The 24,457-nt window shown below is 63.5% G+C and carries 28 protein-coding genes and 6 pseudogenes; 20 read left to right on the forward strand and 14 right to left on the reverse strand.

Annotation, left to right across the window (positions count from 1 at the left end; all coding sequences use genetic code 11):
* Positions 1–59 precede the first annotated feature (59 nt).
* The 6 genes from gnd (at position 60) to RI03_RS21550 (ending at position 5,167) form a co-directional block, all read left to right on the forward strand.
* Positions 60–1,040, forward strand: a complete 981-nt coding sequence (gnd, locus tag RI03_RS21525) for a phosphogluconate dehydrogenase (NAD(+)-dependent, decarboxylating) (protein WP_010219877.1) — start codon at positions 60–62, stop codon at positions 1,038–1,040.
* Positions 1,037–2,485: a glucose-6-phosphate dehydrogenase gene (gene zwf / locus RI03_RS21530; RefSeq protein ID WP_010219878.1), complete on the forward strand. Its 1,449-nt coding sequence runs from the start codon at positions 1,037–1,039 to the stop codon at positions 2,483–2,485. Before gnd ends, zwf begins: the two co-directional genes overlap by 4 nt.
* A 49-nt stretch (positions 2,486–2,534) precedes the next feature.
* On the forward strand, positions 2,535–2,702 hold the full coding sequence (locus RI03_RS24260) for a hypothetical protein (protein WP_170318448.1): 168 nt from the start codon (positions 2,535–2,537) through the stop codon (positions 2,700–2,702).
* Positions 2,699–3,586: a hypothetical protein gene (locus RI03_RS21540; protein WP_010219880.1), complete on the forward strand. Its 888-nt coding sequence runs from the start codon at positions 2,699–2,701 to the stop codon at positions 3,584–3,586. Before RI03_RS24260 ends, RI03_RS21540 begins: the two co-directional genes overlap by 4 nt.
* Positions 3,583–4,365 carry an SDR family NAD(P)-dependent oxidoreductase gene (locus RI03_RS21545; RefSeq protein ID WP_010219881.1) on the forward strand — a complete coding sequence of 261 codons (783 nt, stop codon included), beginning with the start codon at positions 3,583–3,585 and terminating at the stop codon, positions 4,363–4,365. The genes RI03_RS21540 and RI03_RS21545 overlap by 4 nt, the downstream gene beginning before the upstream one ends.
* Positions 4,366–4,465: 100 nt before the next feature.
* On the forward strand, positions 4,466–5,167 hold the full coding sequence (locus RI03_RS21550; protein ID WP_238542498.1) for an alpha/beta hydrolase: 702 nt from the start codon (positions 4,466–4,468) through the stop codon (positions 5,165–5,167).
* A gap of 34 nt (positions 5,168–5,201) precedes the next feature.
* Here RI03_RS21550 and RI03_RS21555 read toward each other — a convergent pair whose 3' ends face one another.
* The 6 genes from RI03_RS21555 to RI03_RS21580 all read right to left on the reverse strand — a co-directional run bounded on the left by RI03_RS21555 (position 5,202) and on the right by RI03_RS21580 (position 9,280).
* Complete coding sequence (locus RI03_RS21555) at positions 5,202–5,600, reverse strand: RidA family protein (protein ID WP_026046971.1); 399 nt, start codon at positions 5,598–5,600, stop codon at positions 5,202–5,204.
* Between the two features lie 23 nt (positions 5,601–5,623).
* Positions 5,624–6,484: an alpha/beta fold hydrolase gene (locus tag RI03_RS21560; RefSeq protein ID WP_010219885.1), complete on the reverse strand. Its 861-nt coding sequence runs from the start codon at positions 6,482–6,484 to the stop codon at positions 5,624–5,626.
* Positions 6,485–6,645: 161 nt separating this feature from the next.
* Positions 6,646–7,581, reverse strand: coding sequence for an alpha/beta fold hydrolase (locus RI03_RS21565; protein WP_010219886.1), 936 nt, complete (start codon positions 7,579–7,581; stop codon positions 6,646–6,648).
* 11 nt (positions 7,582–7,592) lie between these two features.
* Entirely contained in the window at positions 7,593–8,066 is a 474-nt protein-coding gene (locus RI03_RS21570) for a nuclear transport factor 2 family protein (RefSeq protein ID WP_026046972.1), read from the reverse strand.
* Positions 8,063–8,683: a pyridoxamine 5'-phosphate oxidase family protein gene (locus tag RI03_RS21575; protein ID WP_010219888.1), complete on the reverse strand. Its 621-nt coding sequence runs from the start codon at positions 8,681–8,683 to the stop codon at positions 8,063–8,065. Before RI03_RS21575 ends, RI03_RS21570 begins: the two co-directional genes overlap by 4 nt.
* A gap of 69 nt (positions 8,684–8,752) precedes the next feature.
* Positions 8,753–9,280: a carboxymuconolactone decarboxylase family protein gene (locus RI03_RS21580; RefSeq protein ID WP_010219889.1), complete on the reverse strand. Its 528-nt coding sequence runs from the start codon at positions 9,278–9,280 to the stop codon at positions 8,753–8,755.
* Positions 9,281–9,401: 121 nt separating this feature from the next.
* On the opposite strand from RI03_RS21580, the gene RI03_RS21585 reads away from it, so the two are divergent.
* From RI03_RS21585 to RI03_RS21600, 4 genes are read left to right on the forward strand one after another with little or no spacing between them, the layout of a single operon-like run.
* Positions 9,402–10,286 (forward strand): LysR family transcriptional regulator, encoded by an 885-nt coding sequence (locus RI03_RS21585; RefSeq protein WP_010219890.1) that lies wholly within the window; start codon positions 9,402–9,404, stop codon positions 10,284–10,286.
* 2 nt (positions 10,287–10,288) lie between these two features.
* Positions 10,289–10,948 (forward strand): thioredoxin family protein, encoded by a 660-nt coding sequence (locus tag RI03_RS24980; RefSeq protein WP_238542499.1) that lies wholly within the window; start codon positions 10,289–10,291, stop codon positions 10,946–10,948.
* Positions 10,949–10,955: 7 nt separating this feature from the next.
* Positions 10,956–11,684: a cytochrome c biogenesis CcdA family protein gene (locus RI03_RS21595; RefSeq protein WP_010219892.1), complete on the forward strand. Its 729-nt coding sequence runs from the start codon at positions 10,956–10,958 to the stop codon at positions 11,682–11,684.
* Positions 11,685–11,731: 47 nt separating this feature from the next.
* The gene (locus RI03_RS21600; protein ID WP_010219894.1) at positions 11,732–12,529 is read left to right on the forward strand and encodes an SDR family NAD(P)-dependent oxidoreductase; all 798 of its coding nucleotides are present in this window, start codon (positions 11,732–11,734) and stop codon (positions 12,527–12,529) included.
* Positions 12,530–12,555: 26 nt separating this feature from the next.
* Here the strand turns inward: RI03_RS21600 and msrB are convergent, their stop codons facing one another.
* The gene (msrB, locus tag RI03_RS21605; protein ID WP_010219895.1) at positions 12,556–13,056 is read right to left on the reverse strand and encodes a peptide-methionine (R)-S-oxide reductase MsrB; all 501 of its coding nucleotides are present in this window, start codon (positions 13,054–13,056) and stop codon (positions 12,556–12,558) included.
* A 145-nt stretch (positions 13,057–13,201) separates the two neighbouring features.
* On the opposite strand from msrB, the pseudogene msrA reads away from it, so the two are divergent.
* A pseudogene (gene msrA / locus RI03_RS23220) lies at positions 13,202–13,705 on the forward strand (peptide-methionine (S)-S-oxide reductase MsrA).
* A gap of 221 nt (positions 13,706–13,926) precedes the next feature.
* On the opposite strand, the gene RI03_RS21615 reads toward msrA, so the two are convergent.
* From RI03_RS21615 to RI03_RS21630, 6 genes and pseudogenes are all read right to left on the reverse strand, one after another.
* On the reverse strand, positions 13,927–14,598 hold the full coding sequence (locus RI03_RS21615) for a sigma-70 family RNA polymerase sigma factor (protein ID WP_010219898.1): 672 nt from the start codon (positions 14,596–14,598) through the stop codon (positions 13,927–13,929).
* Positions 14,599–14,674: 76 nt separating this feature from the next.
* Positions 14,675–15,007, reverse strand: a pseudogene (locus RI03_RS21620) (transposase); the annotation flags it as partial.
* Positions 14,997–15,313, reverse strand: a pseudogene (locus RI03_RS23225) (IS630 family transposase); the annotation flags it as partial. The pseudogenes RI03_RS21620 and RI03_RS23225, both read right to left, overlap by 11 nt.
* A 109-nt stretch (positions 15,314–15,422) precedes the next feature.
* Positions 15,423–15,596 (reverse strand): hypothetical protein, encoded by a 174-nt coding sequence (locus RI03_RS24265; RefSeq protein ID WP_170318449.1) that lies wholly within the window; start codon positions 15,594–15,596, stop codon positions 15,423–15,425.
* A gap of 241 nt (positions 15,597–15,837) precedes the next feature.
* Complete coding sequence (locus RI03_RS24270; protein ID WP_170318450.1) at positions 15,838–15,990, reverse strand: hypothetical protein; 153 nt, start codon at positions 15,988–15,990, stop codon at positions 15,838–15,840.
* Positions 15,991–16,203: 213 nt separating this feature from the next.
* Positions 16,204–17,151 (reverse strand): annotated as a pseudogene (locus RI03_RS21630) (IS110 family transposase).
* 291 nt (positions 17,152–17,442) lie between these two features.
* On the opposite strand from RI03_RS21630, the pseudogene RI03_RS24985 reads away from it, so the two are divergent.
* The 9 genes and pseudogenes from RI03_RS24985 to RI03_RS21675 all read left to right on the forward strand — a co-directional run.
* A pseudogene (locus RI03_RS24985) lies at positions 17,443–18,256 on the forward strand (IS630 family transposase); the annotation flags it as partial.
* Positions 18,257–18,933: 677 nt separating this feature from the next.
* Positions 18,934–19,503, forward strand: a complete 570-nt coding sequence (locus RI03_RS21640; RefSeq protein WP_010219903.1) for a recombinase family protein — start codon at positions 18,934–18,936, stop codon at positions 19,501–19,503.
* Positions 19,504–19,604: 101 nt separating this feature from the next.
* A complete protein-coding gene (locus RI03_RS23240) occupies positions 19,605–20,171 on the forward strand; it encodes a GNAT family N-acetyltransferase (RefSeq protein ID WP_081504330.1) in 567 nt (188 codons plus the stop codon).
* A gap of 981 nt (positions 20,172–21,152) precedes the next feature.
* Positions 21,153–21,404: a GCG_CRPN prefix-to-repeats domain-containing protein gene (locus tag RI03_RS25485; protein ID WP_081504332.1), complete on the forward strand. Its 252-nt coding sequence runs from the start codon at positions 21,153–21,155 to the stop codon at positions 21,402–21,404.
* Positions 21,405–21,506: 102 nt separating this feature from the next.
* A complete protein-coding gene (locus tag RI03_RS21655; RefSeq protein WP_010219906.1) occupies positions 21,507–21,947 on the forward strand; it encodes an EF-hand domain-containing protein in 441 nt (146 codons plus the stop codon).
* Positions 21,948–21,985: 38 nt separating this feature from the next.
* Positions 21,986–22,540 (forward strand): RNA polymerase sigma factor, encoded by a 555-nt coding sequence (locus tag RI03_RS21660; RefSeq protein WP_010219907.1) that lies wholly within the window; start codon positions 21,986–21,988, stop codon positions 22,538–22,540.
* The gene (locus RI03_RS21665; RefSeq protein ID WP_026046977.1) at positions 22,537–22,938 is read left to right on the forward strand and encodes a hypothetical protein; all 402 of its coding nucleotides are present in this window, start codon (positions 22,537–22,539) and stop codon (positions 22,936–22,938) included. Before RI03_RS21660 ends, RI03_RS21665 begins: the two co-directional genes overlap by 4 nt.
* Positions 22,938–23,384, forward strand: a complete 447-nt coding sequence (locus RI03_RS21670) for a periplasmic heavy metal sensor (protein ID WP_010219910.1) — start codon at positions 22,938–22,940, stop codon at positions 23,382–23,384. The genes RI03_RS21665 and RI03_RS21670 overlap by 1 nt, the downstream gene beginning before the upstream one ends.
* A gap of 64 nt (positions 23,385–23,448) precedes the next feature.
* Positions 23,449–24,099, forward strand: coding sequence for a DUF1800 family protein (locus RI03_RS21675; protein WP_010219911.1), 651 nt, complete (start codon positions 23,449–23,451; stop codon positions 24,097–24,099).
* Here the strand turns inward: RI03_RS21675 and RI03_RS23245 are convergent.
* A pseudogene (locus tag RI03_RS23245) lies at positions 24,088–24,457 on the reverse strand (integrase core domain-containing protein); the annotation flags it as partial. The gene RI03_RS21675 and the pseudogene RI03_RS23245 sit on opposite strands and share 12 nt — an antisense overlap.

Below are 24,457 nucleotides of genomic sequence, written 5' to 3' on the forward strand. Positions count from 1 at the left end.
TGCGCCACTTGGCACACCTCCTGGTCGTTAAAGACCCATTCTAAAGGAGTGACACCAGCATGAAGATCGCAATGGTCGGCCTCGGCTGCATGGGCGGCAACATGGCGCGAAGACTGTTGCGCGACGGACATGAGGTCGTCGCCTTCGACCGTGACGCTTCGGCGGTGGCGGAGCTTGCCAAGGACGGCGCGACGCCTGCTAAATCGCTCGAGGAGGTCGTTGCCGCGCTGGAGCCGCCGCGCGTGCTGTGGGTGATGCTGCCCGCCGGCGATCCCACGGAGGAGACGATCCAGGCGCTGGTCGCGCTCGGCGACGAAGGCGACGTTGTCGTCGACGGCGGTAACAGCTACTACCGCGACGATATCCGTCGTTCGCAGGACTGCCGGCTGAAGAAGGTCCACTATGTCCATGTCGGCGTGTCGGGTGGCGTATGGGGCCTGGAGCGCGGCTATTGCATGATGGTCGGTGGGGACGAGGCGGCGCTCGAACTGCTCGATCCCGTGCTCGCGACGCTCGCACCGGGCACCGGCACCATCGACCGGACGGAAGGTCGCGACACGACCGACGACCGCGCCGAGCGCGGCTACATCCACGCCGGCACGCCGGGGGCGGGCCATTTCGTGAAGATGGTCCATAACGGCATCGAATACGGGATCATGCAGGCCTATGCTGAAGGGTTCGACATCCTGAAGAGCCGCGGCAATTGCGAGCGCGTGCCCAAGGGCGAGCGCTTCGAGATCAACCTGACCGATGTGGCCGAGGTATGGCGGCGCGGTTCGGTGATCTCCTCATGGCTGCTCGACTGGTGCGCCACCGCGCTCGCCAAGGATAACCAGCTTGCCGACTTCTCCGGCAGGGTTAGCGATTCCGGCGAAGGCCAGTGGACGATCGACGCCGCGATGGAGCAGGCGGTGCCAATTCACGTCCTCTCGGCGGCGCTGTTCGCGCGCTATCGCAGTCGCGTCGACACGACTTTCGGGGACAAGCTGCTATCAGCGATGCGCTTCGGATTCGGCGGGCATGTCGAGATGCCGCAATGATCGACCGCGCGCCCGCCGCGACGCTCGTGATCTTCGGCGCGACGGGCGACCTGACGCGGCGACTGATCGCCCCCGCGCTGGTACATTTGATGCGCGACGGGTTGCTCGACGACGGATTCAAGATTCTCGGCGTAGCCCGGGAGATGGGCGACGACGCGATGCTGTGCGACTCGCTCGAGAAGTTCCTCCGCGAAAACGGCACGCTGGAGGAGGAAGGCGACCAGCACGGCTGGAGCGCCCTGCGCCATCGGATCAGCTACCGGTCGGGCGATTTCGCGAACCCGGCGCTGTTCAGCGCGCTGACCGCCGAGCTGAACGGCGCCGTGATCTTCTACCTCGCGACGGCGCCGTCGTTCTTCGGCCCGCTGGTCGACGCGCTGGGCGACGCCGGGTTGCTGGACGAGGCCGATGGCTTTCGCCGGATCGCGGTTGAAAAACCGTTCGGTACCGACCTTGCTTCCGCCTGTGCGCTCAACGCGCGGTTGCTGGGGCGAGCGGCGGAGACGCAGATTTTTCGGGTCGATCATTTCCTGGGCAAGGAAACGGTGCAGAACATCATGGTGGCGCGCTTCGGCAACGCGCTGACCGGGGCGGTGTGGAACAACCGCCATATCGACCATGTCCAGATCACCGTCGCCGAGACCGTCGCGGTTGGCAGCCGTGGCGCCTTTTACGACGCGACCGGCGCGTTGCGCGACATGGTCGCCAATCACCTGTTCCAACTGCTCGCGATGGTGGCGATGGAGCCGCCAAACCGCTTTGATGCAGAAACGATCCGCGACGAAAAGGCGCGCGTGCTGAAAGCCGTGCATCCGGTTCGGCCGGAGGACACGGTGCGCGGCCGCTATGCGGCGGGTGAGGCTGGCGGCCAACCCGTCGTCGACTACCGCGCCGAACAGAACGTTGCGGCGGATAGCCGCACCGAAACCTTCGTCGCGGCCAAGGTAGCGATCGACACGTTCCGTTGGGCGGGCGTGCCCTTTTACCTGCGTACCGGCAAGGCGCTAGCCGCGCGCGACAGCGAAATCGTGATCCGGTTTCGCGACGTCCCCGCCGCACCGTTCGAGGGCATCGAAGGCGAACGCCCCGCCAACGAGCTGGTGATCCAGATCCAGCCGCGCGAAGGCCTCCATCTTGGCATCGTTGTGAAGCGGCCGGGACCTACACTGACCACGGCATCCGTCGCGCTCGACTTTTGCTATGCCGAGGCTTTCGGGCTCGGTCGGCCGACCGGTTATGAGACGCTGATCTATGACCTGCTGATCGGCGACCAGACGCTGTTCCAGCGCGCGGACATGGTCGAGGCCTGCTGGACGGCGGTGGCGCCCCTGATCGAAGCTTGGCGGCAAGGCGAGCCGGAGGATTACGCTGCCGGCACGACGGGCCCCGCGGGGTCGGGGGCGCTGATGGCACGCGACGGCCGGACATGGAGGGCGATCGCATGACCGCATTCGACCGATAATGTCTTACCCTACCAACGATGAGGCGAACGCCATGAGGCACGAGCAGGACTATATGCGCAAACGCAGTGCGGAGGAGGCGGGGCGCGGTTCGCAGGCGACGTGCCCGTCGGCCAAGCTGGCGCATCTCGCGCTTGCCGCCGCTTATGCCCGCCGAGCGGCCACACTCGTGGATGGATCACATCAGGGGGAAGCGTTGTGAAGGGCTTCATAGTCGAGGCAATCGAACCCGTAACGCTCGGCCGTCAAAGCCGGTTGGTCGACATGTATGTGCTGAGCCCGTTCATCTGGCGGACCGGTGATAGCTATGAACTTCTCGTCCGGGCGGTGCCGCGACGCGACGACGAACCGCGGCTAAAGATGGCGGAAATCTGGTACGGGACATCATCCAACGGCCTGCATTTCGAGATGGACGAGGCGCCTGTCCTCTTTCCCGGGCCCGGCCTGGAGGATCTCGACGGCTGCGAGGACCCGACGGTGATCGTCTCGGAGGGACGCGTGCATTGCTGGTACACTGGCTGGAACCAGGCTCAGCGAACCGGGCGGCTGATGTATGCGGCGGGACCGGACGCGCGCAGCCTGAACAAGCAGCGCCGTGTGCTCGATTCCCGCCCGCCCTACGCCAACCCCAAGGAAGCGACGGTCGCCCCCGCTGCCGACGGATCGTGGCGGTTGCTGTTCGAATATGCCGAGGACGAGCATTCCAAGATCGGTGCCGCTGCCGCCCCCGACCTGCATGGCCCCTGGGAGGTGATCGGACCCTTGCTCGCTGCCAGGCCCGACCATTGGGACAATTGGCACCTGTCGACCGGGCCGGTGATCGGTGCGGGTTCCAAGCAGCCGGTGATGTTCTACAACGGCGCCACGCATGACGCGCACTGGCGGATCGGCTGGGCCGCGCTGGACGCGGGTCTGGGACAGGTGGTCGCACGATGCGACGGCCCGCTGATCGCGCCCGAGGCACTGGCGTCAGGCGCCACCGACATCGCCTTCGCCGCCTCAGCGATCGAGGACGAGGATCATATCTGGCTCTATTACTCGCTGTCCGACAAGGATCTGTTCCGCGCAAGGCTGCGCCGGCTGTGAGCGGCACCGGCATCCTTGCGGGCCGGGTTGGGATCGTCACCGGCGGCGGCTCGGGCATCGGCGAAGCCTGCGTTCAGGCGCTTGCCGAGCGCGGTGCGGCCGTCGCCATCGGCATCGTCGGCAACGAGGACGTGAGCGAGCGTGTCGCCGCGATCGAGGCGGCGGGCGGGCGGGCCGTCGCGGTGTCGCTCGACGTGGCCGACGAGGCGGCGGTCGACACCGCGTTCGATCGGGTCGCAGCGGTGCTCGGCGTACCCGACATCCTGGTTAATTCGGCCGGACTGAACATGTCGGACGTCGACGTGGCCGACATGCCGCTGGAGCAGTGGCGACGGCTGATCGACACCGACCTGACCGGCACGTTTCTTACCTCGCGCCGGTTCGTTCGCGACCTGAAGCGGGTGGGACGGGGTGGTGCGATCGTCAACATCACCTCCATCCATGCCTTTGCCATGCGGGCGGGCGGGGCGGATTACACTGCCGCGAAAGGAGGGCAGGCTAACTTGGGTGCCACGCTGGCGCTGGAGGTCGCGCGGCTTGGGATCACGGTCAATTCGATCGCGCCGGGCATGATCCTGACGCCGCTGAACAAGCAGGCCCAAGACGATCCGGAGTATCTCCGCAAGATCGAGCGCAACATCCCCGTCGGTCGCGCCGGCCGGCCGGAGGAAGTGGCGCGGCTCGCGGCTTTTCTGGCGTCGCCCGACGCCGCTTACATAACGGGCACGTCGATCACGATCGACGGCGGCCTGTCGCTACTCGTCGGGCAGGGCGCCTGACCAACAATCAACGGAGAAACCCCATGCGCCGTATTTGGCTCTGGCCTTGGCGGTCTCCGCCTGCGGAGCGTCCAGCGAGCCGCAGGTAACAAGCCAACGGGTGACGGTTCCCGGTGTAGTCGCGTCACCAGTAACACTGACTGCCACCGATGGCGTGCGGATCGACGGTGACTATCGCCGGGCGACGAGCCCTAGGGCGTTGATCCTGTTGTTCCATCAGGCGGGGTCCGGCAAGGGCGAGTATGCCACCATCGCCCCGCGTCTGGCGGCGGCGGGCTACAGCTCGCTGGCGATCGACCAGCGCGCGGGCGGACCGCTGTTCGGCGTCAATGCCACCGCGGCGCGGCTCGGCCGCCCAGCGGACTATCCGGAAGCGCAGCGCGACCTGGAGGCGGCGCTGGCCTGGGGACGTGCCCAAGGCCTGCCGATCATCCTGTGGGGCAGCAGCTATTCCGCCGCGTTGGTGTTCCGCGTCGCGGCGGCGCACCCGCAGGGCGTGGCGGCAGTGCTGGCCTTTTCGCCGGGCGAATATCTCGACGACAAGCAGGCGGTGGCGCACGCCGCGGCGGCGGTCCGCGTGCCCGTGTTCGTCACGTCCGCGGACGACGCGGGCGAGATCGCGGCGGCGCGCGCCATCCTTGCGGCCTCGCCGGCCGCGCTGAAGCGTCAGTACCTGCCACGTGCCGGGGTCCATGGCTCTTCCACGCTCATTCCAGCGAAGAATGCGGCGGGCGCAGCGGCGAACTGGGCAGCGGTGCTGGACTTCCTACACCGCGTCGGCGGACCTACGACACCATCATAACCGTTCTCGGTCCGGCGTAATCGTTCGCCGCCCGTCAGCCGTCGCCGGTTTTAAAGGCGATGGCCTCCACCTCGATCTTCCATTCGGGCATGACCAGCGCCGCTGCCGCGACCAGTGTCGACGCGGGGCGCGCGCCCTCCAGAAACGGCTCACGGATGGCCGTCAGCGCCCGCGCATCGCCGATGTCGGTCAGGAACGTCGTCACCTTGACCAGATCGTGGACGGTCATTTCGGCGGCGGCAAGGATCGCGACGACATTGCGCCAACATAGCATTGCCTGCGCGGCAAAGGTGTCGGGTGTCTTGCCGTCGGGATCGACGCCCAACTGCCCGGAAATGTAGAGCGTCCGTCCCGCACCGCGGATTTCCACCGCATGGCTGTATGCACCGGCGGGGGAATACATGCCCTGGGGCTCGATCGTTCGATTGGTCATGGCTGTTGTTCCGTTCTCACCAGTCAGCCGCGCATCTTGCGGTCGAGGAAGTCGAGCATCGCTTCGCCGATTTCCGCACCGTGCGTCTCAAGCGCGAAGTGGCCGGTGTCGTAGAAATGGAGCTCGGCGTCGGGAATGTCACGCTTGAACGCCGTGGCACCGGGCGGCAGGAAATAGATGTCCTTTTCGCCCCATACCGCGAGCAGCGGCGGCTTATGTTCGCGGAAATACGCCTGCCATGCGTCGTAGAGCGCGACGTTGGTACGATAGTCGTAGATCAGGTCGAGCTGGATCTCGTCGGTCCCAGGTCGCGCGAAATAGGCGATGTCGAGCGTGTAGCCGTCGGGCGCGACGTGCGCCTCGTTCGCGCCGGTCACATATTGCGCGCGGATCGCCTGCGGAGTCAGCGCTGCGCGGCAGGCATTGCGCGTCGCGTCGGACGGGTTCTTCCAATAGGCCTGATATGGAGCCCACGCCCCGCTCAGTCCCTCAACATAGGCGTTGCCGTTCTGGCTGACGATCGCGGTGACGCGCTCGGGGTGCAGAGCGGCAAGGCGGAAGCCGGTCGGCGCGCCGTAATCGAAAACGTAAAGCGCGTAGCGCTTCAATCCCAGCGCCTCGGTGAAGCCCTCCATCGCCCTGGTCAGGTTTTCGAAGGTATAGTCGAATCGTCCGCGCGGGGGCGCCTTGGTCAGCCCGAAGCCGGGTAGGTCGGGGGCGATGACGCGGTAGCGCGTCGCCAATTGCGGTAGCAGGTTGCGGAACATGTGGCTGGTCGTCGGATAGCCGTGGAGCAGCAGGATGACGGGCGCGTCCTTTGGTCCCGCATCGCGGTAGAAGACCTCGACGGGGCCGACTTTCTGCGTCTTGTAAGCGACGGTCATATCAGACCCCGCGCTGCGTGATTCGGGGGTGCGACGCCGATCCTGCGACGCGCGAGAAAAAGCGGCCTCGGCCTGACCGGACACGCCAAGCCCGAGAGCAAGCGACAGTCCGGCAAGCGATTGACGGCGTGAGATGGGGGGCATGGTGATCTTGCTCCTGATTATGGGTTGAGGCGGCCGAGAAAGGATCGGATCAGCGCGGCCATTTCATCGACCTTCTCGTCCAGCGCGAAATGGCCGGCATCGAGGATGTGGACCTCGGCGGCCGGCACGTCGCGCTTATAGGCCCGCGCTCCCGCCACCGCGAAAGAGGGGTCGTACTTGCCCCACAGCACCAGCAGCGGCGGCCGATGCTCGCGGAGCCAGGCCTGCCACCGGGGATAGGCAGCAACGTTAGTCTGATAGTCGAAGAACAGGGCCGACTGGATCTGGCGCTGTCCCGGCCGGGACAGCAGGGCGTACTCATCCTGCCACGTCTCAGGGTCGTAGCGTTGGGGGTCCGGGCTCGACCCGAGGTGGCGGGCCTTGGCACCTTCTAGCGAGACGAAGGGTGCAATGACCTTGGCTTCGTTCGCAGCGCGGTCGCGCCAGAAGGCGCGCCTCAGTTCCCAGCCGGCTCCCAGCCCCGCCTCGTGTGCGACCGCATTCTGAACGATGATCGCGCGCACCCGCTCCGGGTGCGCGATCGCAAGCCGCATGCCGACCGGTCCGCCATAATCCTGCTGGTAGAGGGCGTAGGTCTTCAGCCCCACGGCCTGCGTGAAGTGGTCGACCACCTGGGCAAGTTGATCGAAGGTGTAACGGAACTGCGAATCGGGCGGCGCGTCGCTTTGGCCGAATCCGGGATAGTCTGGCGCGACGAGGTGGTAGCGGTCGGCGAGCAGCGGGATCAGCGTCGCGAACATGCGCGACGACGACGGATAGCCGTGGAGCATCAGGATGGTCGGCGCGTCCTTGGGGCCGGCCTCGCGGTAGAAGATGTTCAGGCTATCGACCTTGACCGTGTGATAAGTAGTCGTGGCGGAGGTCGACGGCGAAGGCTGAGCCTGGGTGGCGCTCGCCATGAGTGCGAGCGCGGCGGTAACGATGGTCTTCATCGAGATGCTCCTCAAAGGTTGAGATCGCTGAGGCCCGGATGATCATCGGGCCGGCGCCCGAGCGGCCAGTGGAACAGGCGTTCGCCCTCCCCGATCGGCAGGTCGTTGATGCTGGCGATGCGGTGCGCCATCAGCCCCCGGGTGTCGAACTCCCACAGCTCGTTGCCGAACGATCGGTGCCATTCGCCGTGCTCGTTGTGAGATTCATAGGCGAACCGCACGGCGATCCGGTTGGCGTGAAAGTCCCACACCTCCTTGATCAACCGATAGTCGTGCTCCGCCGCCCACTTGCGCGTGAGGAAATGCTCGATCGCCGCGCGGCCGACCAAGAACTCGGCGCGGTTCCGCCAACGGCTGTCGGGCGTATAGGCGAGCGACACCCTAGCCGGGTCGCGGCTGTTCCAGGCGTCCTCCGCCATCCTTGCCTTCCATGTGGCAGTTTGAGGCGTGAAGGGGGGTAACGGCGGACGTCCGTCGTCGGTCATGATTGCTGCTCCCGCGCACGCAATCGCGCATTCTCCGCCTCCAGCGCGGCGATCCGCTCGTGCAGCGGCGCGCTCGCAGCCTCGATCTCCGCGGGCGTGAAGCGCGGCATGATGTGCTGGGAGCAATTCCAGTCAAACGCGGCCAGCCGCAGCGTGAACGCGCGCTCGGCCACGGCGCGATATTCCGGGTTTGCCAATCGGCCAGCCAAATCGGGTTCGGCATTCAGGTCGTGCGCAGTCGTGTGCGCCAGGATCTTGAGCCGGCGGCGGTGGGGATAGTCGATTAGGAACAGCGCGACGCGATCGTCGTCGGCGACCGCCCCCAGCGTGAGATACTGCCGGTTGCCGCGATAGTCGGCGAACCCGAGCGTCGTGTCGTCCAGCACCCGCAGGAAGCCGGGCGGCCCGCCGCGATGCTGGATGTACGGCCAGCCGGTCTGGGAAACGCTCGCCAGATAAAAGCTGTCGCGCGCCGCGATGAATGCGGCCTCAAGGTCGGTGAACGCCGCCGACGCGTGATCGCCGCCCAGTGTCTCCCACAGCCCGCCCGCGCCATTCGCGACGCGCGCCGCCTCGACGGCCGGCGTCGCGAGACGATCAAGAAAGTCATAGGCCATGATCGCGCTCCTTTCCGAAGGTCGAGGTCGGGGCTGGTCAAGCGGCTCACGCCGGCTGGCGAGCGCTCGCTATGGGAAGTCGATGTCGGTCTTGGCGACTTCGTTCATGTAGTTGGTGAAGGTGCTGAGCGCGACGTGGAGCACGATCTCGACCACTTGCGCGTCGTCGTAACCGGCAGCGTTGAGCGAGGCGAGGTCGGCATCGTCGACGTGTCCGCGTTCGCGGACGATCTTGGCAGCGAATCGCACTGCCGCGTCGGCCGTCGCGTCGTTCGATCCGCCGGCGCGATTTGCAGCGATCTCGGCGTCGTCTAGCTTGATGAGGTTCTTGCCGATAAACGTATGTGCCGACAGGCAGTAATCGCAGCCGTTGATCTCGGCAACGGCGAGAGCGACCCGCTCGGCGGTGGCCGCGGGGATCGACCCCTTACCCAACGCGCCCGACAAAGCGAGATACCCCTCGAGCGCAGCCGGGCTGGTGCCGACAAGTCGGAATAGATTGGGGACCGAGCCGAACTTCTTCTCGACCCCTTCCAGCAACGGCTGGGCGGCGGCAGGGGCAGCGTCGATGGTCTCAGGAATGGAAAGGCGGGACATGACGATTCTTTTTGTTTGCGAGCATGTATTTGGCCCCTTCCATAAAATATTGGTAGCGGCGATAATCGGAAGCTACCCTCCTGAAATTCGGAAGGTTTGATACTTGGATAGAATCGAGGCAATGACGCTGCTGCTTCACGCGCTTGACGCCGGGAGCCTGTCGAAGGCGGCCCGCGAACTCGGCCTGCCGCTCGCGACGGTCAGCCACAAGGTGTCGGAACTGGAGGCGCATCTCGGCGCAATCCTGGTCATCCGCTCATCGAAGGGTCTCGTGCCCACGCCTACGGGGCGATCATATGTGGCCGCCGCCAAGGCCATTCTCGAACAAGTGAACGAAGCAGAGCGTGCCGCAGCCGGCGAATATGTTGCGCCGCGCGGCGAACTCGCGATTACCGCGCCGGTGATGTTCGGGCGGATCCATACACTGCCGGTGATAATCGACTTTCTGCGCGCTTACCCCGACGTCGGCGTTTCGCTGACGCTCAGTGACCGCATCGTGCATCTGGTTGACGACCATATCGACATCGCGCTCCGGATCGGCGACTTGCCCGACAGTGGGTTAACCGCCGCCTGTCTCGGATCGGTGCGGCGCGTGGTGTGCGCCAGTCCCGCATATCTTGCCGAACGCGGCGTCCCTGCGACGCCACAGGATTTGGCCGGGTATGTCGCCATTTCGTTGGAAGCCGGTTCATCACCCGACGTCTGGCGCTTCGCGGTCGCGGATAGGGAAGTTGCGACGGCGATGCGCGCGCGCATCGCCGTCAACAGTGTCGAAGCCGCAATCGATGCGGCGCTCAGCGGCATGGGATTGATCCGCGTGCTCTCCTATCAGGTCGCGGAACAACTCCGGCGGGAGACTCTGGTGATCGTGCTGGACGCCTTCGAACCGGCTCCGGTGCCCGTCCATCTGCTCTACGACAGCCAGGCGCGCCCGCTCAAGCTTCGCGCCTTCATCGACTTTGCCTCGCCGCGGCTGCGCGAGCGACTGGCGCAAATCGTGATGTGAACATGGCGTTGCCACTGGCCACGGCTCGGTCGGCGAGGACGATCCTCGGTGCCGGTCGGCCTGCCCAGCCGTCCGTCCTAAGTGCAGAGCTATGCCCCTTCGGTATCCCGGCCGCTGGGTCTTGGTGCCGCGAGCAGGGCACATTTTCCAAACGCACGGCGAACCTGCCGCATGCGTTGGAAATCCGACGTGTAACCAAGCGCCGCCTCGGCGCGAACGAGAAGCACGATCATCCCCAGGAGATTCCCATGCGCCACGCTTCTTCACTCGCCGTTCTTGCCGCCTTTGCCGCCGGCGTTCCAGCGATCATGGTTGCGGCGCCGGCGAGCGCCGCCGCGCCCACGGTGCAGCCGTTCGATCAGGCAGCCTTCGATGCCGCTCAGAAGGCGGGCAAGCCGATCGTGGTATGGGTTCATGCACCGTGGTGCCCGGTCTGCCGTCAGCAAGCCAAGACGATTGCTCGGGTGACGGCCGAGCCGGCCTATCGCGACATGCAAGTCTTCCGCGTCGACTATGACACGCAGAAGGCCCTATGGCAGAAGTTCGGCGCCACGATGCAATCGACGGTAATCGCGTTCCACGGCAAGCGGGAGACCGCGCGGATCGCGCATGAGACAGACGACGGCAAGGTTTCCGCGGTAATTCGCAGCGCGATCGCCTGATCCGGGAATGTCGTCAGCACTAAATCCCGCGCTCGCCTATGTGGCGGGCGCGCTTACCATCCTTTCGCCTTGCGTCTTGCCGCTGGTGCCGATCGTGCTTTCGTCAGCAGCGCAGCGGCACCGCTTTGCACCGTTGGCGCTGGCGGCAGGTCTGGTGGTGGCGTTCACCGCCACTGGCTTTATCGTGGCCGCTTTTGGTCAGGCGCTCGGGATCGATACGTTGGTCGTTCGTGCGGCCGGGGCCGTGGTCCTCTGCCTGGCTGGCGTGGTGCTCCTCATGCCGAGACTGCAGGACGGATTGACCCGTGTCGCGACGCCGCTCGCAGCATGGGCCAGTAGCCGTCAATCGGCACTCGACGATAAAGCCGGACTCTGGGGGCAAGCGTTGATCGGAGCGTTGCTGGGTATCGTTTGGGCACCCTGCGTCGGACCGACATTGGGCGCCGCGGTCGCGCTGGCGGCCGAAGGCAAGGACCTCGGCGACGTGGCGCTGGTCATGATCGCGTTTGGACTTGGTATCTCCACGGTGCTGGTCGTGATCGCCTTTGCAGCGCGCGGCGCGCTCGCCCGGTGGCGCGGTCGCCTCATGATGGCTGGCGGACGCGGAAAAGCCATACTTGGCGCGCTGCTGCTCGTTATCGGCCTCTTCATACTGACCGGCATCGATCGAAGGATCGAGGCATTCGCGCTCGATCATCTGCCCGACCAGATCACCGAATGGTCGACCGCAGCATAGAAAGAAATGCCTTCCGTTTTCACCACATATTGCACGGGAATTGAACTATGAACGTCACGGGAAAGCGCGCGCTGGTAACCGGCGGATCGAGCGGCATCGGCCTCGAAATCGCCCGCGAGCTGCTGCGCGCCGGCGCGAATGTTGCGATTACCGGCCGCAGGCAAGATGCCATCGACCTAGCCGTCCGTACCCTAGAGGGCCTGGGCGCGATCAGCGGCGTTTCAGCGGATGTAGCTACACCGGAAGGCCGGGCGCAAACGCTCGATCTGGCGACGCGGTCGCTCGGCGGACTCGACATCCTGGTGAACAATGCCGGCGGCGTCCGGGCGGGCCGGATCGAAGCGATCGAAGAGGACGAGATCCGCCGGATGGTCGAGGTAAACTTGACCGGCCCGATCCTGCTGACCCGCGCGGCGCTTCCCCTGCTCAGGGAGAGCGGGGACGCGCTGGTGGTGAACGTCAGTTCGGGGATCGCGCTCGTCGGCATGGCGTTCTACTCGCCCTATGCGGCGGTCAAGGCCGGGATCGCGCATTTCGGCGAGGCGCTTCGCCGGGAGCTGGACGGGGAAGGGGTCCGTGTCCTGACGGTGTATCCCACGGCAACCGACACACCGATGATGGCGACGTCGGGCCTCGGCCGGTTCGGCGGTCGCGAGACGGCGTCCGCGGTGGCGCAGGACGTCGTTGCCGCAATTCTCCATAATCGCCTTGAGGTGGTGCGCGGTGGCCCCGATCGGCATGCCATGATCGAATTGAACCGGACCGATCCCGGCGCCGTCGATGATGCGCTGCGCCCGACCAAATCGGCCACGGAGGAAGCGGCGCGTAATCATTCCGCCCTGTGAAGATCACGGCCGCCACACCATCGCCGCTATGCCTGAGGGGCAGGGACGAAGTGCATTGCGGCGCCGTTCATGCAGTAGCGTAGTCCGGTCGGCTGCGGGCCATCGTCGAAGACGTGGCCGAGATGGCCGTCGCAACGGGCGCAGCGCACCTCGACACGGGCCATGCCAAGGGTGACGTCGCGGTGTTCGGAAACGGCGTCGTCGAGGTGGGTCCAGAAGCTTGGCCAGCCGGTGCCGCTGTCGAATTTCGACTGCGCCGCGAACAACGGCAGGGCGCAACCAGCACACAGAAAGGTGCCGCGGCGATGCTCCGCATTGAGGGGGCTGGAGAACGGCCGCTCCGTCGCAGCCTGCCGGAGCACGGCATATGCCTGTGGTGACAGGTGCCGCCGCCACTCGGCGTCGGTCAGGCGCAGTGGTTGGGGGGCGGTTGCAAGAGCGGGGAGGGCATAGCCCGTTGCCACGGCCCCGGCGAGCATCAGCGCGCTGGTGGTCAGGAAGCGTCGGCGATAGTGATTGTGGGTCATGGACAGACATACGTGCGATCGCCTGGTGCGGTTACGTCGTAAGTTCGGAGCGACCTGCTGCGTATGTCTTAGCAATCAAAGGAGTTCCAAAATGCGAATAGGTTATCATCTCGGGTTCGGCGGCGCCTTCGCGCTCTCAACCGTCATGGCCTCGGCGGTCGTCGGAAATGCGTCGGCCAAAACCTTCGTTAACGCACCCCAACCGCGTGTCACCGCACTGGCGCCGGGCAAGACCGAGACGGCGATCTTCGCCGGTGGATGCTTCTGGGGCGTCGAAGGCGTGTTCTCCCACATGAAGGGCGTTCTCGCCGCGACCTCCGGCTATGCCGGGGGCAGCGCGGGCTCGTCCCGCTAAGAGACGGTGTCGACCGGGACCACCGGTCATGCGGAAGCGGTCCGTGTCGTCCTTGACCCTGCCAAGGTCAGCTACGCAGATCTGCTGCGCGTCTATTTCTCCGTCGTCGCGGATCCGACCACGCTGAACGCGCAAGGCCCCGACCAGGGCTCGCAATACCGCAAGGCGCTGTTCCCGCAGTCGACCGGGCAGGAGCGGGTCGCACGCGCCTACCCGTCACCGTCTACGCCGCTGCTCACGACTTTTCACACGGTCTGTTTGATTTCTGCATCAATGATGACGGAACTGACGTGACCGTGCTAGCGGTCAGTCTTTCGTTGAAATCATTGGCTAAATGCTCAATGATTTTCCAATGACTGAATTATCTCACCCGATTGCTCTCGCGCATACGCAGGGCTTGCAGGCAGGGAAATCGGCAGAGGCGACGCCTTTGGAATGCCCATGGCCGATCCACGAGTATGACGCATGCGTGGCGTGGTTTTCTGGCTTTGCCATTGGAGCTTTAGCGAGATCACCTAACGCCCCCGGCCACGATCGTCTCGCCCACGCTTTCGATCGCGCTGCTCCCTGATCCTTCCCAGTGCCAGCCAGTGATATCGTCGCCTAGTCGACACCAAGGCGAGTCTGTAGCTGCTGGAGCCCGCGACGAACCCAGCTTTTCGCGGTACTCGTCGGCACGCGCGGACGGCGACCTCCGCATATGTTGCGCCATCGAAGAATGCTGTGACGATCGCATATCGCTGACGAGAATCCAGTTCGTTCAGGCATTCAACCAACCTGATGCACTCTCCTTTGGCGATCAGGATCGTTTCCGCGTCCGGTTGCCAATCCAGGATGTCCGGTACTTCGTCGAGCGATGCGGTCGGTCGGGATGTCTGCGCACGAAGCCAGTCGATGGAGCGGTTCCGTGCGATGACGGCAAGCCAACTGATCGGGCTGGCCTTTCCCGGCGCCAAGGCCCCGGCACGCCGCCAGATGAGAAGGGACACCTCGTGTAGTACGTCCTCCGCGTTCTGATGATTGCCGCAGATGCGCAGACATATGCCGAACAGCTTCGCGCTCGTCAGGCGATAGAGTTCCTTGAACGCGGCGCGGTCCTCACCGGCCACCGCAAGCAGCGTGGCCGCGAGATGCGCCCGGGCGACATCGGAAAACGGGGCACTCCTGGCTCGATCCAATGTGCTCATCCCGAAGATCGTGTCCCACCGCGTGGTGTAGCTTCAGCGGCGTAGCCGCTTTGATCTCCGGGCAGGGCCGGATCGATCACGCCGCCATGGACGACAACGTGACGGTGGTATCATCGCTCAGTTGCGTCACGCTTTCCAGCGTCATGTAGCGGCCCCGCTGGACTGCCCACTCGTCGTATTGCTCGAGCAGCAAGGCGCCGACGAGGCGTGTGATGGCATCCTCGTTGGGGAAGATACCGACGACATTGGTGCGCCGCTTGATCTCGCCGTTGAGACGTTCGAGTGGATTGGTGCTGTGCAGCTTGGTGCGATGCTGCGGCGGGAACGACATGTACGCGAGCACGTCTTCCTCCGCCGTATCCATCAGCTTTACGAGTTTAGGAACGCTGGGTCTCAGCTGGTCGTGTATGGGAGGCATAGTTATCGAGGATGACGTGGACGGCTTTGTCGTGCGGCAGCTCTGCCTCGACGGCGTTCAGGAAGCGGATGAACTCCTTATGCCAGTGACGCTGCATATTGCGGCCGATTACCGAGCCATCGAGGACGTTCAGGGCCGCAAACAGCATCGTCGCGTCGTCGTACCGTTGCGCTTGTAGTCGTGCGTCATGGTGGCGCCACGGCCGCAGTTGAGCAGCAGTCCCGGCTGAGTGCGGCCGAGCGCCTGGATCTGGCTTTTCGCGTCGACCGACAGCACGATGGCGTGCGCAGGGGGCGAGCCGCTACGAAATCGTGACCGCCCGCCCAACCGCGGGAGATAATACGCGGCGGTTGACCGTCAAGGTCCGTGGTCTCGCGGTAAGGAGATGCTCTCCTCGACGTCGATCTTAGATCCTCATCTCCGCAGCCTTGCGCCAACGGTTTACCGCCGTTCGTCTGCTCGCTGCGCTGACAGTGATTGGCGAGCCGGCGACCGTTCCGCTCACCGTCCACATGGTCTTCGAGACCTGCCCCACCGTGATCTGAAGCGATCGGCCTTCCACATCGATCGCTTCATGCATGGATGGCCGTCCCCCGAATGTCCCTATGGCGTATTAGCCAGCGCCGATCACTTTTCAACACGCTCGCTGCTCCGGTCCAGTCGGTAGGCCGTAATCGAATTTGTAGAGTCCGTTCCTCGTTATGTGAACGACACGCGTACGCGACACGACGGCTTCAGCCGCGCGTTTCCCTCCGTGCGACCGTGGAAGAAGACGTGGGCAGAGCCAAGGTCGAATTTCCGCCGGACTGAACGTCGAACGTCTAGCGGACCGCCAACTCGTCCTGAACCAGATTAAGCGCCTGCTCGAGATGCAACGCCGCGAGCGCCACGCCCGCGGCGTCCAGCAGGCGAAGCGCCTCTCGCATCAGCGCCGAGGCTTCAGTTACGGTATCGCGCTCAGGTTCATCGGGCATGCAGTGATTTCTTGCGAAATGTCTTCGAATTTGAAAGTGAATTCGGCGTCACATTCGCCCGAAGAACACGGTCGTAGGGTGACCCGTTCGCCGAGCGATCGTTTAGTCTACGTCTCCGCCGGTCTTCTTGCCCCTCATCATGCGGATGTCTGCAACAACATCTTGACCAGGCTCGCGGCACATCCTGGCATGCGATTAGAGTATCCGTTGTGATCAAGCGGGCTTATCGATCCATTTGCGGTCGGCTTTGAGCAACGTATTTGCCAGGATGATGAGCTTCCGCATGATCGCGGTGATGGCGACCTTGGGAGGCTTCCCCGCGGTGACCATCGCCTGATATTTAGCTTTCAGATCGACGTTGAACCGCGTTGCGACGAGGGCCGGCATGTAGAGCGCTTGCCTGAGAACGGCGCGCCCACCGCGGATGTGGCGTTTTCCGCGATACTGCCCGCTGTCGCGGGCTTGTGGGGCGAGACCAGCGAGACTGGCGACCTGCTTGCTCTCGAGTTGACCGAGCTCAGGCATTTCGATGAGCATAGTGATAGCGGTGAGTGCACCAACGCCAGGAATTGAGACGAGTATCTCGAAGCGCGCCACCAGCTCAGGATCGGTCTGCAAACGCGCGTTCAGGGCAGCGTCGATGGCGGCGATCTAACGATCGATCTGTGCTAGCCGTTGCGCAGCATGTCGCTTCAGCAATGGCGACCGACACGCATGCTGACGGTTCCTGGCAGCGGTACGATCCTTGACCAAAGCGAGCCGGGCGATGTGAAGCTCCCTCATTTCATCGATAGCTTCGCTGGTAATCGGCCGTATTGGCGGTGTCAGAAGTGCGCCCATGCGGGCCAGCATAGCGGCATCGATCGCATCGGTTTTGGCGTGTGCGCCGGCGGCTTGTGCAAAGCGCCGCGCCTGTAGCGGATTGACCTTCGCCAAGGGGAGCCCTGCGTCGCCCAGTCGCCGCTCGAGCCGATGATGGTATGGGCCAGTCGGTTCGAAGACGATACGGACGATGTCACGGTCGCCAAGCCAACCGAGCAACGCCTTGATGCCACTGGCGTCGTTGGCGAACTGGCGGGCGATGCCCGCCGGGTGAAGATGCACGTCGAGTGTCGCTTTGGAGATATCGACACCAACATTCTGCGCTATGATGGTCTCCATCTTTTCCAGGTCCTCTGCTTGTCATGCGGGCCAAGGCCCACGTATCCGTTCAGGCCGCGGGAAAAGAGAAGGGCGATCAATCTCTAACTCGGCCCATTACGGCCTGCGGTTTTGCGATCCGTCCCTTCCCGTCGCCGACGAGTTTGCGGCTCGTCGGCGACGGCCTTTCTTGCCAGAAAGACCGCCACCTTCATAAGATAAGCGGTTTCTCACCGTGCTGAATCATAGAGGAATTCCCGTCGCTGCGGTTTTCTGATTCATAAATCCTGCCGGTGCAGGAGGCTGGCATTGATGGCGCGAGCATTGTCAGTGGATCTTCGAGACAAGGTTGTGGCGGCGATCGCGAGCGGTCTGTCGCGTCGACAGGCGGCGGTACGGTTCGGTGTCAGCGCCGCGAGCGCTGTCCGGTGGCAGCAGCTTGCAAACCAGCACGGAACGCCGACGCCACAGCAGCAGGGTGGCGATCGACGTTCGATGAGGATCGAGGCGCATGCCGAGTTGATCCTGGAGGCTTATATGGCGACGCCCGACATCACCCTGGCCGAGTTGCAGGCACTTCTGGCCGATCACGGCACCGAGGTCGCACTCGGCACGATATGGCGGTTCTTCGCGCGGCGCGGGATCACGCGCAAAAAAAGACAGCGCACGCGACCGAGCAGGATCGCCCGGCCATCCTAAAACGACGAGAGGAATGGTTCGACGGCCAGCTTGATCTCGATCCCGAGCAGCTCATCTTCATCGACGAGACGTGGGCATCAACGAACATGGCACGTCGCTACGGCCGAGCGCCACGCGGCGAACGACTGCGGGCCGGTGTGCCGCACGGGCACTGGAAAACCACTACCTTCGTCGCGGGTCTGAGCCGCACCGGCATGATCGCGCCCTGGGTGCTCGACGGAGCGATGAACGGTGAAGCCTTCACCACCTACGTGACCCGCGTCCTCGTGCCCGAACTTTCGCCCGGCAACGTCGTCATCATGGACAACTTATCGAGTCATAGGGCCCAGCCGTGCGTGCCGCCATCGAAGCCGCGGGTGCCAGACTCCTGTTCCTTCCGCCCTACAGCCCCGACTTCAACCCCATCGAGATGGCCTTCTCCAGCTTGGCCACGCGGTCTTGTAATTCTGCCGATCCACGGGCGTGTCGCAAATCTACTAAGTTCCGGACGTCTCGAATGTCGCTACTTTTGGGACAGTGCGCCATCTTCCCGCAAGGACGATGAAAATGGGAGATACGTTTAATCGGCCACAACCTTTGAGCTATGCCTCGTGACTTTCAATCCCTCCCTGCGCATCGCAAAAATCCAAAACGCTCAATATTGAGTTATAGGTAAAGTGATCAAACTTTAGGTAAACCGCGCATTCCATTGTCGGTAAATTTTGGGGACGCTGACGAACCAACCTCGGGCGACGGTGCTTTGCTCTTCCACGCTGATCGCTTCCTGTTCCGATGCCGAAGGTGCGGCTACACATACGGGTAACGATCGACTAGGCTGATGCAGTCCGTCCTTACGGGCGGGCGGTGATCGGGCGGAACGGCCGCTCCATGCTTGAACCGGGTTCCCCGGCCGCGGTCATGGTCGGTCGCCGGGGCGCGACGCTATCCCTCGTCATTGAGGGCGGAGCGCTGATCCTACGCTAAGCAACGATAAGCCCGTCCACAAAATGACTGAGTGTTTTATGGACGATCCAGCATTCTGGGACGAATTCTGTGGACGGGTTTTCCGCGTGTTTGCGCCCTGAGATCGGGGTGTCCATAAATCGTTCGTATGGGAGACGGAGCTTGAGCGACATTCTGGGATATGCCCGCGTCAGCACCGGCGACCAGGACGTCGCGGGGCAGACCATGCGCCTCAAGCAGGCGGGCGCGATCAAGGTGTTCACCGATGTCATGTCGGGCAAGAGCATGGACCGGCCGGGCCTTGCCGAGCTTCTCGCCTATGCGCGCAAAGGCGACACGCTGGCGGTGGTGCGGCTCGACCGGCTCGCGCGGTCGCTTGCCGACCTATTGGCGACGGTCTCAAAGCTGCGTGACAACGGGATCGCCCTGCTCAGCCTCGAAGAGAAGATCGACACCTCATCTGCTGCCGGTGAGCTCATCTTCCACGTCTTCGGTGCCATCGCGCATTTCGAGCGACGGCTGATCTCGGAACGCACCAAGGACGGCATTGCGGCGGCGCGCGCCAAGGGTAAGCTGCCCGGCCGGCAGCCGCTCGACATGGCCAAGATCGACGCCGCGATCAAACTCGTCGAGGCGCGAGTGTCGCCAGCGGAAAGTACCCGGCAGCTCGGGATTGGACGTTCTACGATCTACCGCGAGATGCGACGAATGGGCATTGGGCGGCCTGAGTGATCGGCTGAAAAGGGGTGGTTAGCTGCTGTTCGGCTTCTGAATTAGGACGGGACGAGCAAACGCTTGACGCTGCGCGTTGCTCCAGCAAAAACACCGGCCTTATGTCTGAATCGCTATCTTTGGTAATCCCGGCGCTCATATACCTCCCCGCTTACCGTGCTGCGCTTGAGGATGGATGGTCGCCCGACAATTTAAACGGGGGCGCGGCCGCCCGAAAAGAGTTGGGCTCGATCGCTGATGATCGCTGCGCATTCCTCGCGTCGCTGGAGGACCGGGAAGCTATCGGTGAACCAATCCTGATGCCTGACGGCACGACGCGAAAGCGCCTGCCCAGCTATCAACGCTGGCTTTGGGATGGGGAATTTTGTGGAAGCATAGCCTTTCGTTGGCAAAAGGGTACGGCCAGTCTTCCCTCCCATGTGCTCGGTCATGTTGGTTTTAGTGTGATACCGCGCAAGCGCGGACACGGTTATGCAGCGAAGGCAGTTCTTGCGCTGTTGCCAGATGCCCGGGCTCTTGGCCTGGCGCATGTGGACCTCGCGGCCAACCCAAAGAATATTGCCTCGCAACGCAGCATTGAACGGGCTGGCGGTAATCTCATTGGCTCGTTCACTAGGGACGGTGCCTATGGCGGCGGCGAAGGGCTACTCTACCGGATTGTCCTGTAGATAGTTTTCGCGGTGCTCCGCACATAGTACGTGTCTGCTAATGGCCAGCCCGTGTAAAACGCAGGTTCGGCGGCTTGCTGCGGAATATTCATTCAAGACTGGGCGCGCCGGGATTCTGCTATGAGGTTAAGATATCCTTTCCGACTGCGATATTGCTTGTTTCGGGTGCGGCAAGGCGTTTTTATACAGCCTCGGGCGGTTGCGGACACTCCGCCTGGTTAGCATGATTCCGATTGGCTCGGAAAGTCAGGTCGGCGGCGACATCTCAAATACGCGTTTTCATGGAATGTTCTCGGTTAGCGTTGTTTAGCGGGCTTTCAACGCTCTGCCCTCCAACTGGCTAGGATCCGACGCGTCGGTCGAATTGGCCTGCGGCTGGACCTGCATGGTTTCTGGCGCCGATGCAGCCGCGCCAGCCGGAGCTTGGCCGCTCGCGGCACATGCAGCAGTCATGCTTGCGAAGGCGACGCCTGCAAGTATGCAAGTATGCAAGTATGCAAGTATGCAAGTATGCAAGTATGCAAGTATGCAAGCGCGAGTAGATGATCAGTAAGTCATTGATACACCCTTGAGGCTCTATATCTCTAGGGGGACCGCTAGCCCGTCATTTAGTAACCCGTGTGTCATTCTCGTGACGACCGACACTCGAAGTTTTAATCCTAATTTCATCTTAGTTGTAAGCGCTAGAATCAGCACGACCTGCCTTACCAGGATCCGAGCGAGTCGGCGGTGGCGCAACGGCGGCTATTGCCAAACGTCGCCCGAAAGCGGTCGGTCCGCTTACTCCCCATTTCGCTCATTCCGAAATTCGATTGATTGAAAAAGCGCAACGCGAGCTGCTTAGCGAACGCTGAGCAACCCTTACCCGACCCGATTGTGGCGCCCATTCACGATGCGCGACGGAATTGCCGCTGAGCTGCGTTCAATGACTACTTGGGTGCCTCCGAAGGGGTGCCGGGTATTATGTGCAAGGAGAGCATCATGAGGAAAATCCTGCTTGCCGCGATCGCGGCCGGAGCAGCCTTCACCGTCGTTGCGCCCGCCGAGGCGCGGCAGGGCTGCGGCGTTGGCGCGCATCGTGGCCCTGGCGGCTATTGCCGCCCTAATCGCGGACGTGTGGTCGTGGCCCCGAGGCTTCGCATCGGCGGATTTTATGGAGGCCGAGGATATTGGGATGGCAGGCGGTATTGTGACCATCGGTATCGGTATCACGGCGGTTGGCGCTATCGCTAGGCTTTGAGGCCAGCAGGAGCGTCGCGCACCGGCGCTCCTGCTATTCCTGTCCGGTAATCGATGAAGCGAGAGCCATGATCCGAAAGCAATAGAGGCACTAGCATGAATATGATGACCCTATTGACAGTGGCGCGGACCCTCACGGCTTTGCTGATGCTTTCCCCCGCCATAGCCTGTGCGCAGCCCGTCGATCAGGAGCATTCACAGAGTGAAGCGAAGACGTCCGCAAAGGGCGTATCATTGCAGGCTTTCATCGAACGGCGTGAGAAAAGGCAACTGGCCCTAGATACCGACGGAGACGGCAAGGTCAGCAGGTCCGAGTACCTCGCCGGCGCGAAAGCTGGCAAAACCGATCCAGCGAAGCGGTTCGCAAGGTTGGATCGAGACGGCAGTGGCATGCTCGACAAGTCGGAGATCGATGCGATGCTCTCCCGTCGCTTCAAGCGCCTCGATGCGAACGGGGACGGCGTGGCGAGCCCGACAGAACGGGCAGGCGCGCGCCCCAAAAGCATCGACGCTGCGGGCGATGAAACGGAATCCTGATGCTGGATCAACCGGGATGGGCATAGGAACCACGGCGCTTGAGCGATCAGGACCCCGACTCGAGTTTGCTCGAGCGCGTCAGCCGCGGCGAGCCGGCCGCAACGCGAACGCTGGTCGCAGCGAAGCTTCCCCGTATCCTTGGTCTCGCGACGCGCATCCTGCGCAACACGACGGAAGCGGAAGACGTGGCACAAGAGGCGTTCGTCAGGGTCTGGCGAAACGCGGCCAAGTGGCAGCCCGGCCGTGCCCGCTTCGACACGTGGTTGCATATGGTCGTACTGAATCTGTGTCGCGACCGCCTGCGGCGGCGGCGAGAGGTTGGAAGCGACACGATACCGGACGCCGTCGACCCAACACCGGATGCGGAAGCCGGATTGCTGGAAGCGGAACGCAGCGGTTCGGTTGCGAACGCCATTGCAGCATTACCCGAACGTCAGCGCGAGGCGATTTTGCTGGTCCACTATCAGGATCTTTCGGGTGCCGAGGCGGCCGTGGCGTTGGATGTCAGCGTCGAAGCGCTGGAGTCATTGTTGGCGCGAGGTCGGCGCACGCTGCGCGCGCAGCTCGCCGAGCCGGTGGAGGGTGACGCATGAGTGAACCAATGACCCTCGACCGCTTTCGAGATTTGGCGGACGCGTATGGCGGCGCTATTGCGCGCTGGCCCGAACAGCACCGTGATGCCGCAGCGCTGATGGCGGTGCGCCCCTGCGCACGTAAAATTCTCGCATATGCCTCGACGATCGATGAAACCCTCGATGTTTGGCGGGTGCCATCGCCTTCCGTTGAACTGCGCAATGACGTGGTTGGGAGCGCCCTTGCGCAAAAGAAAACCGTTGGGATGCGCGCCCGGCTTTGGTGGTCTGCCGTCGGCGTCGCAGCAGCGCTAGCTGGCGCCGCGTCCGGAACAGCCGCAGTCGCAATGGTCGCCCCGATCGATTCCACGGGGGACAGCGGCACATCGTTTGGTGACATCGGTGCACAGGATAACTGATGGGTAAGATTCGCATCGCCCTGATCGTATCGGTCGTCCTGAACCTGTTCCTCGCCGGTGCGCTCGTCGCCGGCGTGGTGTCTCTGCGGACCGGAGGGCGGATGATCAACGCCGGCTCCCTGCGGATAGCAGGCGCCGAATTGCCCCGTTTCGAGCGGCGACCGTTCCGGGCAGCGCTGCGCAGAGCCCGGCAGGAGCTGCGTCCGACAATCGTTGAAGCACGCAAGGCGAAGGCGGAGGCGGCTGTGCTGCTGCGGCAGCCAACGGTCGATCAAGCGGCAGTCCTGACCGCCCTCGACCGGGCTCGTGCGGCCGATCAGGCGGTTCGGGCTGCGGTCGAGCGACGCGCGGTCGCCTACGCCGCTACGCTCCCACCAGCTGATCGGGCAAAGCTCGCCGACGCCATGAAGCGGCGCTCCGACAGGATTCCGCCCGCTCCCGAATGATCTCCGACGGAAATCCCGTCTGGTCGCGTTGAAGGGACAGTGGATCACCACCGAGGTAAGACCATTGTCCGTCCAGTTCGCTTCCCTCTCGCCTGCCGCGATCGCGCTGAACCGGTTCGGTCTGGGTGCCCGACCGGACGACGTAGCACCCGGCGATCCCAAGCGTTGGCTCCTCGACCAGTTCTCGCGGTTCGAGGTACGCCCCACGGGCTTCGCGTCGCTCGGTGATGCGGGCGCTGTAGTCGAACGATACCGCGGGCAGCAACAGGCCAACCGGCGCATGGCCAAGCAGGAGGGCGCCACCGACGCCAAGATCGATCTAAAAGCCGGACGCCAGGATTTCCGACAGGACGTTCAGGCGCTTTACCGCGCCGGCGTACAAGCTCGCGCCGACAGTGCGCTCGCGACCGAAGCGCCGTTCGTCGAACGCATGGCGAATTTCTGGTCGAACCATTTTTGCATTTCGGTCGACAACGCGCAGGTCACCGCGTTCGCCGGCGCTTTCGAGCGCGATGCGATCCGGCCGCACGTGCTGGGCAAATTCTCGGACATGGTATTGGCCGCCGAACAGCATCCAGCGATGCTGATCTATCTCAACCAGTTCCGGTCGATCGGTCCCGAAAGCCAAGCCGCCGCACGCCAACCCGACCGTAAGCGCGGACTGAACGAGAATCTCGCTCGGGAGATCATGGAACTCCATACGCTAGGTGTTTAGTCCCGGCATTTGGTGGATCGGATTAACAATGAACCGGTCTGGTTCTGAAGTCCAGATTTTGGCGATGTATTCGTAGGGTGTGAGGCCGCTAAGCGTCTTAGCCGGCGGGAAGTTATAGGCAGCCATAAGTCGGCGAGGTGCGTCCGTAGCTGTTCATGGCTCTCATAGTGGAAGCGTTTGACGGTCGCCTCCTTATAGTGCGGTTCATCCGCTCGACCTGACCATTGGTCCAGGGGTGGTTCGGCTTGGTGAGCCGGTGCTCGATATCGTGCGCCTCACAGATCATGTCGAAGCGCATCTGCCGCGACCAGGCGGTGTTGCGGTTGCGCGGCTGCTAGGCGAACTGGATGCCATTGCT

It is taken from the genome of Sphingomonas sp. PAMC 26621, assembly GCF_000251145.1.
Lineage (GTDB): Bacteria > Pseudomonadota > Alphaproteobacteria > Sphingomonadales > Sphingomonadaceae > Sphingomonas.